10 protein-coding genes are annotated in these 12,056 nt (G+C 68.9%); 5 read left to right on the top strand and 5 right to left on the bottom strand.

The annotated features are described in order from the left end of the window. The first annotated feature begins 37 nt into the window (after window positions 1–37). Window positions 38–1,489 carry a glutamate synthase subunit beta gene (locus tag ATK36_RS25870; protein ID WP_098513865.1) on the top strand — a complete coding sequence of 484 codons (1,452 nt, stop codon included), beginning with the start codon at window positions 38–40 and terminating at the stop codon, window positions 1,487–1,489. 508 nt (window positions 1,490–1,997) lie between these two features. Here the strand turns inward: ATK36_RS25870 and ATK36_RS25865 are convergent. Next, a complete protein-coding gene (locus ATK36_RS25865; RefSeq protein ID WP_170069907.1) occupies window positions 1,998–2,912 on the bottom strand; it encodes an ROK family protein in 915 nt (304 codons plus the stop codon). Here ATK36_RS25865 and ATK36_RS25860 point away from each other — a divergent pair. Beyond that, window positions 2,911–3,135 carry a hypothetical protein gene (locus ATK36_RS25860; RefSeq protein ID WP_098513864.1) on the top strand — a complete coding sequence of 75 codons (225 nt, stop codon included), beginning with the start codon at window positions 2,911–2,913 and terminating at the stop codon, window positions 3,133–3,135. The two genes, ATK36_RS25865 and ATK36_RS25860, sit on opposite strands and share 2 nt — an antisense overlap. Before the next feature lie 496 nt (window positions 3,136–3,631). Further along, window positions 3,632–4,270, top strand: a complete 639-nt coding sequence (locus ATK36_RS25855) for a response regulator transcription factor (RefSeq protein ID WP_170069906.1) — start codon at window positions 3,632–3,634, stop codon at window positions 4,268–4,270. Window positions 4,271–4,313: 43 nt separating this feature from the next. On the opposite strand, the gene ATK36_RS25850 is transcribed toward ATK36_RS25855, so the two are convergent. The 4 genes from ATK36_RS25850 to ATK36_RS25835 all read right to left on the bottom strand — a co-directional run bounded on the left by ATK36_RS25850 (window position 4,314) and on the right by ATK36_RS25835 (window position 9,434). Beyond that, the gene (locus ATK36_RS25850; RefSeq protein ID WP_170069905.1) at window positions 4,314–5,090 is read right to left on the bottom strand and encodes an AfsR/SARP family transcriptional regulator; all 777 of its coding nucleotides are present in this window, start codon (window positions 5,088–5,090) and stop codon (window positions 4,314–4,316) included. Window positions 5,091–5,256: 166 nt separating this feature from the next. Further along, entirely contained in the window at window positions 5,257–7,677 is a 2,421-nt protein-coding gene (locus ATK36_RS33875; protein ID WP_098513861.1) for an FAD-dependent oxidoreductase, read from the bottom strand. Then, window positions 7,670–8,617, bottom strand: a complete 948-nt coding sequence (locus tag ATK36_RS25840; protein WP_098513860.1) for an aromatase/cyclase — start codon at window positions 8,615–8,617, stop codon at window positions 7,670–7,672. The genes ATK36_RS33875 and ATK36_RS25840 overlap by 8 nt, the downstream gene beginning before the upstream one ends. A 28-nt stretch (window positions 8,618–8,645) precedes the next feature. Beyond that, window positions 8,646–9,434, bottom strand: a complete 789-nt coding sequence (locus tag ATK36_RS25835) for an SDR family NAD(P)-dependent oxidoreductase (protein WP_098513859.1) — start codon at window positions 9,432–9,434, stop codon at window positions 8,646–8,648. Window positions 9,435–9,598: 164 nt separating this feature from the next. Between ATK36_RS25835 and ATK36_RS25830 the strand changes: the two genes are divergently transcribed. Together ATK36_RS25830 and ATK36_RS25825 are read left to right on the top strand one after the other, a co-directional pair. Then, entirely contained in the window at window positions 9,599–10,051 is a 453-nt protein-coding gene (locus tag ATK36_RS25830) for a nuclear transport factor 2 family protein (RefSeq protein ID WP_098513858.1), read from the top strand. Between the two features lie 25 nt (window positions 10,052–10,076). Further along, on the top strand, window positions 10,077–12,008 hold the full coding sequence (locus ATK36_RS25825) for an AMP-binding protein (RefSeq protein WP_098513857.1): 1,932 nt from the start codon (window positions 10,077–10,079) through the stop codon (window positions 12,006–12,008). Window positions 12,009–12,056 lie beyond the last annotated feature (48 nt).

The raw sequence follows: 12,056 nt of genomic DNA, 5'->3' as shown, positions 1-12,056 counted from the left end.
TTCACAGACTTTCACGCTAGCGAAGCGGAGGCCGCTCATGGCTGACCCCAAGGGCTTTCTGACCACCACGCGCGAGGAACCGAAGCGGCGTCCGGTGGATCTGCGGCTGATGGACTGGCGCGAGGTCTACGAGGACTTCGCCACCAGCCGGCTGGAGAAGCAGGCCGGGCGGTGCATGGACTGCGGGATTCCGTTCTGTCACCAGGGTTGTCCGCTCGGGAACCTGATTCCGGAGTGGAACACCCTGGTGTGGCGGGAGGACTGGCGGGACGCGATCGAGCGGCTGCACGCGACGAACAACTTCCCGGAGTTCACCGGCACGCTCTGCCCCGCACCGTGCGAAACCGCTTGTGTGCTCGGCATCAACGACGATGCGGTGACCATCAAGCGGGTGGAGATCTCCATTGTGGACCGTGCCTTCGCCGAGGGCTGGGTACAGCCGCAGGTGCCGCCCGCGCGGACCGGCAAGAAGGTGGCCGTGGTCGGGTCGGGCCCGTCCGGGCTGGCCGCCGCGCAGCAGCTGACCCGCGCCGGGCACAGCGTCGTGGTGTACGAACGGGCCGACAAGATCGGCGGGCTGCTGCGGTACGGCATCCCGGAGTTCAAGATGGAGAAGTTCCGGCTGGACCGGCGGATCGAGCAGATGCGCGCGGAGGGCACGGAATTCCGCACCTCGGTGCGCGTCGGCGTGGACCTGTCCACAACGGACCTTCGCGAGAACCACGACGCCGTGGTGCTGGCCGGCGGCGCGACCGCGTGGCGTGATCTGCCGATCGACGGCCGGGAGCTGGACGGGATCCACCAGGCGATGGAGTTCCTGCCGCCGGCGAACCGGGTCGCGTCCGGGGAACTGGACGCCTCGCCGTACTCCGCGGCCGGGCTCGACGTGGTGGTGATCGGCGGCGGCGACACCGGCGCGGACTGCGTCGGCACCTCACACCGGCAGGGCGCGAAGTCGGTGACGCAGCTGGAGATCATGCCGCAGCCGCCGGAGACGCGCTCGGCCGCGCACCCGTGGCCGACCTACCCGATGCTCTACCGGGTCACCTCCGCGCACGAGGAGGGCGGCGAACGGCTGTACTCGGTCAACACGCAGGAGTTCCTCGGCGACGAGCAGGGCCGGGTCCGCGCGCTGAGCCTGGTCGAGGTGCGCAACGAGGACGGCCGGTTCGTACCGGTGCCGGGCACCGAACGGGAGCTGCCCGCCCAGCTGGTGCTGCTGGCCATGGGTTTCGTCGGCCCGGAGCGCGAGGGCCTGCTCACCGAACTCGGCGTAGACTTTGACCAGCGCGGCAACGTCGCCCGCGACCGGGAGTTCCGCACCAGCCTGGACAACGTGTTCGTGGCCGGGGACATGGGCCGCGGCCAGTCCCTGATCGTGTGGGCGATCGCCGAGGGCCGCTCCTGCGCGGCCGGGGTGGACGCCTACCTGACCGGCCGGAGCGTGCTCCCGGCCCCGATCGCGCCGACCGACCGGCCGATATCCTGAAACCTGGGGTGGGGCAGGCAACGTCGCCTCCCCCGCCCCACCGGACGGGCGGGTGCGACAACGGCGTCGCATCCGCCCTTTCGATGCCACCCGGTCTTCTCGGCCGGGCCGGTACGGCAGCTGCCGCACCGGCCCGGGGCGTTGGCTTCGGGACAGCGGGGCTGTGAAGGGTCCCTTCACGGCTTTCCGGGTCCGGGGAGGTGCCCCTCGCGGCCTTCCGGATCCGTGAAGGACCCCTTCACGGCCTTCGGGAATCGCGACGACGCAACGCATCCAAGGCCAGCAACCCCGCACCGAACCGCCCCGCCTCGTCACCCAATTTCGCGACTCGGAAGTCCGGCATGCGCTGGAAAGCCAGTTCCGAACCAAAGCATTGACTTGAGAACAGCGGCGCTGTGAAGGGTCCCTTCACAGACTCAGAGTCCGTGAAGGGACCCTTCACAGCCCTCCGGATCCGCGAAAGCGCCCCTCACAGCCCTCCGGTCCGTGAAGGGGCCCTTCACGGACTTCAGGAATCGCGACGACGCAACGCATCCAAGGCCAGCAACCCCGCACCGAACCGCCCCGCCTCGTCACCCAATTTCGCGACGCGGAGGTCCGGCATGCGCTGGAAGGTCAGTGCCGAGCCGAGCCGTTCGCGGATCGGGCCGAGCACGTACTCGGTCGCGGTGAACAGGCCGCCGCCGAGCACGATCGCCTCTGGTGCCAGCAGGGTCAGCAGCGTCCGCAGGCCGTGTGCGAGCGCTTCGAGGGCTTCGGACAGCACGGTCTGGGCCACGTCGTCGCCTTCGCGGGCGGCGTCGACCACGGGGCGCGCGCCGTCGGCGGGGCGGCCCGTGCGTTCGGTGTAGCGGCGGGCGATCGCCGAAGCCGAAGCGATCGCTTCGAGGCAGCCGATCGCGCCGCAGCCGCACCGGCCGGAGTGGCCGACGTCGATGTGCCCGATCTCCCCGGCCAGCCCGTGCCCGGGGTAGATCCGGCCGTCGAGCTGCAGCGCGGCGGCGATCCCGGTGCCGACCGCGACGAACGCCGCGTCGCGGCAGCCCTGTCCGGCGCCGGTCCGGAACTCGGCCAGCCCGCCCGCGCGCACGTCGTGGCCGAATGCCACGGGGCGGCCGAGGCGGCGTTCCAGGAGTTCGCCGAAGGGGACGTCGCGCCAGTCCAGGTTCGCCGAGAACCGGGCCACCCGCGCTTGCTCGTCGACGATCCCGGGCACCACCACGCCGACCGCGTCCGGCGCCGCCGAGCCCGCGTCCGCGGCGAGCGCGGCCACCACCGACGCCACCTGCTCGGCGAGCGCAGAGCCGTCCGCGCCACGCGCAGTGCGTTCGCGCCGGGTCGCGAGGACGTTCAGGGCACCGTCGAGCAGCGCCGCCTTCACCGTCGTCCCGCCGACGTCCAGCGCCGCCACCAGTTCTCCCATGGCCACGATTCTTTCACCCACCGGGGCGGCCACATACCGCGCCGCGGACGGCTCCTACGGTGAACAGGTGCGGAACCACCTGATCGACCTCGGTCTCGCGCTCGCGGCGGCCGGGCTCCTGGGGTACTCCGGGCTGGAAGGGCTTCGGCATCCGCCGCTGTGGCCGCTCGCCGCCAATCGGACGCAGGTGGCCATTCTGAGGCACAACGCCGGGCTGACCTGATTTTTGCCGTCCCGGTATCGTCGTCCGACCCGGGGAAATCCGGAAGCGCTCCCGGCGACCTCCTGACCATCGGATTCCGGCCGAATTCGTCCATTGTGGAGATATTCCCGGAACCACGGAACCGCAAATGTGAGTGCTCAACTACTTCGGCGACCGGCGGGCATGGGAAGGTCTCCACCGGATCCCGTACCCAGCCGATATGCCTTGACGTTTCAACAGGCTGGCCGTACGTTGGTGCTACGCATTCCGTGGGGGAAGCAGGTGACTTTCATGAGCTTGACAAGCCGGCTCGGCCGCGACAGCCGAGGAGTGCTGTCCGTCTGAGCAGGCCGCGACAGACAGGTCTTGGCAGACACTTTTGTGCACGTCATTGCCGGAAGCGAGCCTCGTGCCGCTTCCGCCAATTTTTATGCCACGCAGTCGGGGGACTATACGAAGGAACCGCCAGCCGCGCGGGCTGGCACGGTTGACCATACCGGGGGAGTGTTATCACACCATGATAACTGACCGTGTAAGAATTCTGATCGTCGAAGAGAGTTCCGTTTTTCGCGTCGGGCTGCTTTCGCTGATTCAAGGCGCCGACGATCTGGCCGCCATTGACGCGGTGGCGACCATCGGCGAAGCACTCGACAGTGTCTCCAGGGGAATTGTGGACGTCATTCTCTATGGAGTCGACGGCTGGGGTCCGGAAGTCGAATCCGGCCTGCTCGAATTGTCGGCGGCGGCTCCGGGGAAGCCCGTCGTCATCCTGAGCCAGGAGAACAGATTCGGTTTCATTCAGGAATTCCTGGGCATCGGCGTCCGGGGTTACCTGCCCAAGAATGTCTCCGACATGTACCTGCTCTCGGTGGTGCGCGAGGTGAGCCGCGACGAGCGCTGCGTCTTCCTCTCGGTGCCGAGTGTCGACGTCCGGTCGCTGTCCTCGAACCTGCGTACTCCGCTGTCCAGGCGCGAGCACGAGATCATGTCGCTGGTCGCCCGCGGGATGACCAACGCACAGATCGGGAATTGCCTGGCCATCACCCAGGGGACGGTGAAACGCCACCTGCGCAACATCTTCGTGAAGCTGAACGCGGTTTCCCGGCTGGACGCGGTGAACAAGGCGCAGACCGCGGCGCCGCTGGTCCCCGCGTGAGGCCGGAGACGGCGGCGGCCGCCGTCTCCGGCTCCACCGCAGGTCACACATGCGCGGGTGCCCGCCGGACGTGGCCGGTCAGCAGGTCCTGCTGGAGCTTGCGCAGCGGCTCGGAGGGCGCCACGCCGAGTTCGTCGGCGAGGGTGCGGTGCAGGACCCGGCAGGCGTGCAGGGCGTCTCCCCTGCGCCCTGCCTCGGCCAGTGCCGTGATCAGCTGCTGGTGAAACCATTCGTCGAGCGGATGCTCGATCACCAGTGACCGCAGCTCCGGAATCAGATCCCGGTGCCGCCCGAGTGCCGCGTCGGCGAGGATGCGCACCTGCACGGTGCGCAGCCGGGCCTCTTCCAGGTAGGCGACGTGCGCCTGCAGCATGCGGCCGGGTGCGATGCCGGCCAGCGCGGGGCCCCGCCACAGCCGCAGTGCCTGCCGCAGCACCTCGTCCGCCCGTTCGGCGTGGCCCGCCGAGAACAGGGCGCTGCCCTCGGCGCTGAGTCTCTGGAATCTTCGGACATCGAGCTGATCGTCGTCCAGCTGCAGCAGATAACCGGGCGCCCGGGTGACGATGAAACTCTTTCTCCCCTCTCGTTGTGCGTAGTAGTCGTACTTCTTGCGCAATTGGTAAACGTAGGTCTGCGTGGTGGTCACCGCACTGCGCGGCGGGTGATCTCCCCACAATTCGTCGATCATCGAAGCCTGATCGACCACTCGATTTCCGTGCAACAGGAGCAATGCCAGAATCCAGCGCATTTTCGCGGCGCTGGGCGTCACCGTGCCATCGGCGCACAGAACTTCCATCGGACCAAGCAGGTTGAATTTCATACGGTATTGGTACTCCCCCAGCCGAGGGCCGCTCAAGAGGAGTACATCCAAGGAAGGGCATCGCCCGACGCCGGCATGTATCTCCCGATACATCGGTCACCGCGGCTGTGAAGGGGCCCTTCACGGACTCTGAGTCCGTGAAGGGCCCCTTCACGGACCTTCCTTCCTAGTCCAGCAGGGCAACGGCCCGGGTCCAGCCGGCGCCCGCGCCGGCGATCTTGACCGGCAGGCAGGATACCGAAAAACCGGTCGGCGACGGCAGCGCGGCCAGGTTGGTCAACCCCTCGATCTGACAGTACTCCCGGTCCCGGCCCGCGAAATGCGCGGGCCACAGCACGGAGCGATCCCCCGTACGCCGGTATTCGGCGATCATGTGACCGAACGGCGCGTCCAGGCTGAACGCGTCGGTACCGATGACCCGTACCCCCAAATCGAGCAGCAGCTCGGTGGCCTTCCCGTCGAGCCCGGTGAAGTCGGTGAAGTACTTCGGGCTTCCGGCCAGCGCGTCGGCGCCGGTGTTGAGCAGCACGATGTCCAGCGGCTTCGGGGTATAGCCGATTCGCTCGAACTCCTCGCGCAGCCGGTCCGCACCGGCCGCGCCGACCGGCTCGCCCGTGAGGTCGAGGACCACCCCCGGCCGCAGGAACCACTCCAGCGGCATCTGGTCGATGTGCCTGGCCACGCCGTCGCGGGGAGTCCCGTAGTGCGACGGGGCGTCGACGTGCGTGCCGGTGTGCGTGGTCAGCGTCAACGTGTCCAGCGTGAGCAACTCCCCGCCGGGCAGCACCGAGGGGTCGAAGTCGATCCCGAAGTGCTCTTTCATCTCCGCCGCCATGTGCTGCGCGCCTTCGGCGGCCGTGAGCACCTCGTGGGTGACCGGGTTGGCCTCCCAGCGATCGGCAGCGTCCATGGTCGCGGACAGGTCGATGATGCGCATGCGTGATCCTTCGGAATCGAGGTGGTGGGCCGGGTCTCCCCCGGCATCGGCCGGCACGAGTCCCAGAGCGCCGAATGCGCCATCCAGGTCATCGCTCAGCCGCCCTTTCGCCGCCAGGTGGCCGTCCGGCCGGATCAGCACGAAATACCCTGCCCGCATGGCGAAATCTCGTGCTAGGTCATCGCCCGGGTCGGCAAGAACCCGCTCGCTCGTGGCGGCCTCGGCCACCACCCGCACCGAGACGGCCTTGCCGTAGCGCCGCTCGACTTGCGCGGCGATCTGCCGCTGTTCCTGGGAATCGGCGAAGGCGAGCAAAGTCCACCGGGGATCGGTCAGTTCCGTGACCAGCCCTTGCCATCCCGGTGAGGTCCGGGCACGATCCACCGAGCAGCCCACCCGATGTCCCGGCTGGATGCCGTCCGGGGTTGCGCAGGCCAGGCTCAGCGGGCTGTGGGTGTAGTTCAGGGTCAGCCCGCAGAAGCCCCGGATCATGGTGCGCTCGATCCGCCGTTTGAGTGGCTTGAGCGCCCCCAGCAGCCGGGTTCCGGCCGGCATGACCAACGGCGCGACGGTGTTGCGCAGGCTCACAAGCGCAGTGGCGGTCCTGGTGGTACGCAACAACGTCTCGCCGATCGGCACCCGCTCGGCCCCATAGCTGTCGAGCAGGCTCTCCTTGGCGTGGCCGCGCACCACGTCCGCCAGCTTCCACGCCAGGTTGTAGGCGTCCTGGATCCCGGTGTTCATGCCCTGCCCGGACGCCGGGCTGTGCACATGGGCGGCGTCACCGGCGACGAAACAACGGCCGGCCCGCATCCGGTCGATCATCCGCTGCTGCACGGTGAAAACCGAGATCCAGCTCGGCTCGGGCACCTCGATGGGGCGGCCGAGCGCCCTGGTGAGCTTGTCGGCCAGCCTGGCCCGGACGATCCGGGCATCGTCGGCGTGGTCGGTGTCCTCGGTGTCGACCACCCGCCACTTTCCCGGTTCTGGAAAGGGAACCAGCAGCAAGGTGCCGCGTCCGGTGTGCAGCAGGTGGTTGCTGTCGCCGGCCAGATCCGTGTCGAGCACCACGTCGGCGTTGAGCCAGGTCTGTGTGGAGTCCCCCTGCAGGCGCAGGTCCAACCGCTTGCGGACGGTGCTGCGGGCACCGTCCGCGCCGACCAGCCAGGCCGCGGTGACCTGCTCGACTGTCCCGTCCGCATGCCGCAGCTCCGCCAGGACCCCGTCCGGCTCCTGGTCGAACCAGGTCAGCTCGACGCCCCACTCGACCGTGACCCCGAGTGCCCGCACCTGCCGGCGCAGCACTTCCTCGGTCACGACCTGGTCCACCATGAGGCTGAACGGGAACCGGGTCGGCATGGTGTCATAGTTGGTGTCGAAGCACATCAGGGTTTTACCCTTCAGATGCAGTGTGAAGTGCTCGACCCGCCGGCCCCGCGGCAGCAGCTCGCCGAGCAGCCCCATCTGGTGCCAGATCTCCAACGTGCGGGCGTGCGTCGCGAGCGCACGACTCGTCGTGGCCGGGCCGGCGCTACGGTCCACCAGCCGTACCCGCACCCCTCGGCGGGCCAGCTCGTGCGCGGCGGTCAGCCCGACCGGCCCCGCCCCGGCCACGAGGACTTCGGGCTCTTCGCCGGAGTCCTCAGGCATCGGTCGCCTCGGCGAACGCCTTGGCATGACGCAGCGTGGCCTGGCTGTTGCCGCTGATCGCGTTGCGGACGAAGTCGCGCGTCGACTCGACAGTCGCGGCCGGGCCGGGCACCGTGCCGATGTTGGCCTCGTTGAGCACGACCGTGTGCGCGGAAGTCACCAAAACACCGTCCGCTGTGTCCTCGAACGTCCACACTCCGGTGTGGGTGGTCAGCAACGCGGGCGGCACGAGTTGCTTGTAGACGATCCGGGCTTCGGGGAAGCACACCCGCACCGACACCGTGGTGTGCGTCGATCCGTCCTTCGCCTTGGTGTCCATGGACATGTGCTGAACTCCGGGCACGTCCTCGCGCAGCTCCAGCCTGGCGACGTGGGGCAGCCGGTCCGGCCACAGGTCCACGCGGTCCAGGAAGTGGTACGCCCGTTCCTTGGGCGCCCGTACCAGCACGGAGTCCTCGAAGTCGAAGGCCAGCCGGTCCATCCGCTCCCAGCGCTCGGCCAGTGCCTTGATGTTCGCCAGTTCGGTGTCACTGTTCCCGTTGGTGGCCTTGGTGATCCATTCCACTCCGGCGGGATCGTCGTCCACCGCGGCGAAGTCGTGCGTCAGCACCAGCGTGGTGCGCTCCGCGACCCGCTCGGACACGATCCACTCGCCGCTCATCGAGGCGACCGGGGGCGCGGACACCTCCTGCCGGAACCGGATCCGGCCGGCCCGCTCGTCGAGTTCCCGGAGCGAGGTCCAGCTCTTCAGCTGCCCGTTGGCGTTGGCCCAGATGTGCAGGCGTTCGGTGTGTCCGTCCAGTTCGGACTGATCAACGTGGACGGTCGGGGTGAAGTGCCGCGGCCACTCGGTCGCGTCCGCGATGATGCGGTACACCAGGCCGGCGGGAGCGTCGATGTCGATCCGGTGTTCGGTGTGCTGCTGTGCTGCGGCGGGCATGGCTGTGCCTTTCCGTGAGCGTGCGGGGTCAGTAGTTGCCGAGGCCGCCGCAGACGTTGATCGCCTGCGCCGTCACCGAAGCGGCCGTGTCGGCGACCAGGTAGTCGACCATGCCCGCCACCTCTTCCGGAGTGCAGTAGCGGCCGAGCGGGATCTTGTCGTTGAACCGCGCCAGCACGTTTTCGTCGGTGGTGTCCCAAGTGCTGGCATACGCCTGCCGGACGCGGACGGCCATCGGCGTTTCGACGTAGCCGGGGCAGACGGCGTTCACCGTGACCCCGGTCTTGGCCAGTTCCTTGCCCAGCGCCTTGGTGAAGCCGATGACCCCGCTCTTGGCCGCCGAGTAGGGCGCGCCGAGCGGGACGCCCTGCTTGCCCCCGGTCGAGGCGATGTTGATGATCCGGCCGCCGTCGGCCCCGTCGAGCCCGCCGGTGGTCAGCACCTCGCGGGTGACCGTGAAGACGCTGTTGAGATTGGTGTCGATCACGTCCTGCCACAGCTCGTCGGTGATCTTCGCGGTGATCCCGCCCCCGCTGCGGCCGGCGTTGTTGACCAGCACGCTGATGGTGCCGAACCGGTTGACCGCGGACTCGACCACCTCGCGAACGGCGGCCACCGACCGCACGTCACCGGCCTGGCCGTCCACGTCCAAACCCTGCGCCCGCAACTCCTTCACCGTGGAAACGACGTTCTCCCGGTTGCGCGCGCAGATGAACACCCGCAGTCCCCTGGCGGCCAGCGCCTTGGTGACGGCGAGACCGATCCCGCTGGTCGCTCCCGTGACCAAGGCGACCCGCGGCTCCTCGGTGCTCCTCATCAGCCTTCCCTCCAGCCCGTCCGTTGTGAACGGGACCAGGCTGTACCCGGCGGCTCAAGTCCGATCAGCGCCCGGTTCGAGCCGGTGCCGGTCGTCCTCAGTTGAGTGGCGTCCGATGCCCCGGTGCCATCGTTTGCCGACCACGAGCAAGCGAGGGAGCAGTCATGTCACAGGCGGTACAGGCAGTCGGCAGCACCGAGGACATCGCGCTGTACGTGGAGGTCCAGCAGTTCTACGGGCGCCAGATGCGCTACCTGGACGAGGGCCGCGTGCAGGAGTGGGCCAAGACCTTCACCGAGGACGGGATGTTCGCCGCCAACGCGCACCCCGAACCCGCCCGCGGCCGGACGGCCATCGAGGCCGGCGCGCTCGAAGCGGCCACCCGCCTGGCGGAACAGGGCATCCAGCGGCGGCACTGGCTGGGCATGGTGCAGGTCGATCCGCAGCCCGACGGCAGCATCGTGGCCAAGAGCTACGCGGTGATCATCGGTACGCCGCTGGGTGGCAAGGCTGCGGTCGACCTCAGCTGTGACTGCGTGGACGTGCTGGTGCGCGAGGGCGGCGCGCTCCTGGTGCGCGAGCGCCAGGTGTACCGCGACGACCTGCCGAGGAACTGAAACCCAACCAGCGGAGGAGGGATACATGGCTACGCCCGAGACGACCGTCGCCCAGGACAGCACGGTGTCCGGCGACCCGTTGACCGGGATCGCGGGGTTCATCGGCGGCCCCAGGGTCGACGACCTGCTGCGTTCGGCCGCCGAACGCGCGCCCGAGCACGTGGCGATTCGTGCGGCAGCCTGCGAACTGAGCTACGCGGCGCTCGATGAGCGAGCCGGCAGACTGGCGCGGGCCGTCCACGCGCAGCTGGCCGAACCGGGGCAAGTGGTGGCGCTGGCGGGGGTACTCGACCCGGCGTTCGCCGTGTCGTTCTTCGGTATCGCCAGGTCGGGGGCGGTGCCCGCGCTGATCAACCCGCTGCTGCTGGCGGACGGACTGGTGCACGTGCTGGGCACGTCGGGCGCGGTCACGGCGATCGTGCCGCCGGAGGTGCATCGCAGGCTGGTGCCGGTGCTGGACCGGCTGCCCGAGCTGCGGCACCTCGTGCTGACCCATCGCGACGACCAGACCGAACCGTCCGGTCCGCCGACCCTGGACGAGGTCCTCGCGTCCGCACCGGACGGCGTGCTGCCCGCCACCACTTGCGACGAGAATTCCGTGGCCTGCCTGCAGTTCACGAGCGGCACCACGGGAGCAGCCAAGGCGGTCCGGCTCAGCCACCGCAACATCACCGTCAACGCGGCCCAGTCCGGACACGCGCACGGGATCACCCCGTCGTCGGTGCTGTTCAACTATCTGCCGACCTTCCACCTGATGCACCTGACGATGGCGGTCACCTTCGCCGCCACGCTGGTGCTGCACGTCGGCGACGACGTGGCTCAGGCCGTGGACGCCGCCGACAATGAGAAGGCCACGCACTTCTACAGCCTGCCCATGCGACTGTCCCGACTGGCGGTGCACCCGCGCCTGTCCACGCTGGCGGCGGACGCACTGCAGGTCATCCTGTGCGGCGGCTCGGCGCTGCCGCTGCCGTCGACCCGCGCGCTGACCGGCTGTTTCGGGGTGCCGGTCGTCCAAGGGTACGGACTTCAGGAGACGTCGCCGTCGACGCACTTCGATTCCTTGTCCTGCCCCAAAACGGGCTCGTCGGGACGGCCGGTGGCGGGCACCGGCTGCAGGATCGTCGACGTGGACTCCCGCGCGGTACTGCCGGTGGGAGAAAAGGGCGAGATCCAGGTCCGTGGCCCGCAGCTGATGCTCGGCTACCTCGGCCGCGAGCCGGGCCAGGACGTCGATCCCGACGGCTGGTTCAGCACCGGGGACGTCGGCTACGTCGACGCCGAGGGCGTGCTGTTCGTGGTCGACCGGATCAAGGACGTCTTCAAGTGCGACAACTGGCTCGTGTCGCCGACGGAGATCGAGCGGGTCGTGCTGAGTCACCCCGAGGTGGCCGACTGCGTGGTACTGGACTACCCCGACGATTTCAGCGGATCGGTCGCGTACGGGCTGGTGGTGCCCAAGGGCGCCGGGCTCAATCCGGCGCAGCTCGCCGAGTTCGTTGCCGAACGGCTGCCGTACTACGCGCACCTGCGCCACGTCGAACTGACCGACCGGATTCCCCGCTCCCCCAACGGGAAGCTGCAACGCCGTGCGCTGCGCGAACAGATCCACGCGAGAAATGCCGATGGCGCATCGGAAATCGCCCGACAGAACAGGAGCAAGACCGTGTTCACCTTCATCAACCGGTTCACCGTCACCGGCGACGCCACCGAGTTCCGGCGGCTGCTCGGCCAGATCACCGCGCACATGACCGCGCAGCCCGGCTTCCGGTCGCACCGGCTCTACCAGTCGGCCCGGGATGAAGCGGTGTTCACCGAGATCGCCGAATGGGACAGCGCCGAGGACCACCAGCGGGCGACCGCGGGCAAGGGTTTCCGCGAGCCGGTCGGCGAGGCCATGAAGCACGCGACCGCGGAGCCCGCTCCGTTCGTGCTGCGCGCCGAACACGGCGCCTAGCTCCGACCGCCACGAAGTCCGTGAAGGGCCCCTTCACAGACCTCCACA

The organism is Amycolatopsis sulphurea (assembly GCF_002564045.1).
In the GTDB taxonomy this organism is placed as follows: domain Bacteria; phylum Actinomycetota; class Actinomycetes; order Mycobacteriales; family Pseudonocardiaceae; genus Amycolatopsis; species Amycolatopsis sulphurea.
Note: the sequence above shows the minus strand (reverse complement) of the source record. Positions and strands in the feature narration are given on the sequence as shown.

Bases quoted from the DNA above. Each gene is read 5' to 3' on its own strand.
- ATK36_RS25870 (WP_098513865.1), top strand. From the start codon at position 38: ATGGCTGACCCCAAGGGCTTTCTGACCACCACGCGCGAGGAACCGAAG.
- ATK36_RS25860 (WP_098513864.1), top strand. From the start codon at position 2,911: ATGGCCACGATTCTTTCACCCACCGGGGCGGCCACATACCGCGCCGCG.
- ATK36_RS25865 (WP_170069907.1), bottom strand. From the start codon at position 2,912: ATGGGAGAACTGGTGGCGGCGCTGGACGTCGGCGGGACGACGGTGAAG.
- ATK36_RS25855 (WP_170069906.1), top strand. From the start codon at position 3,632: ATGATAACTGACCGTGTAAGAATTCTGATCGTCGAAGAGAGTTCCGTT.
- ATK36_RS25850 (WP_170069905.1), bottom strand. From the start codon at position 5,090: ATGAAATTCAACCTGCTTGGTCCGATGGAAGTTCTGTGCGCCGATGGC.
- ATK36_RS33875 (WP_098513861.1), bottom strand. From the start codon at position 7,677: ATGCCTGAGGACTCCGGCGAAGAGCCCGAAGTCCTCGTGGCCGGGGCG.
- ATK36_RS25840 (WP_098513860.1), bottom strand. From the start codon at position 8,617: ATGCCCGCCGCAGCACAGCAGCACACCGAACACCGGATCGACATCGAC.
- ATK36_RS25835 (WP_098513859.1), bottom strand. From the start codon at position 9,434: ATGAGGAGCACCGAGGAGCCGCGGGTCGCCTTGGTCACGGGAGCGACC.
- ATK36_RS25830 (WP_098513858.1), top strand. From the start codon at position 9,599: ATGTCACAGGCGGTACAGGCAGTCGGCAGCACCGAGGACATCGCGCTG.
- ATK36_RS25825 (WP_098513857.1), top strand. From the start codon at position 10,077: ATGGCTACGCCCGAGACGACCGTCGCCCAGGACAGCACGGTGTCCGGC.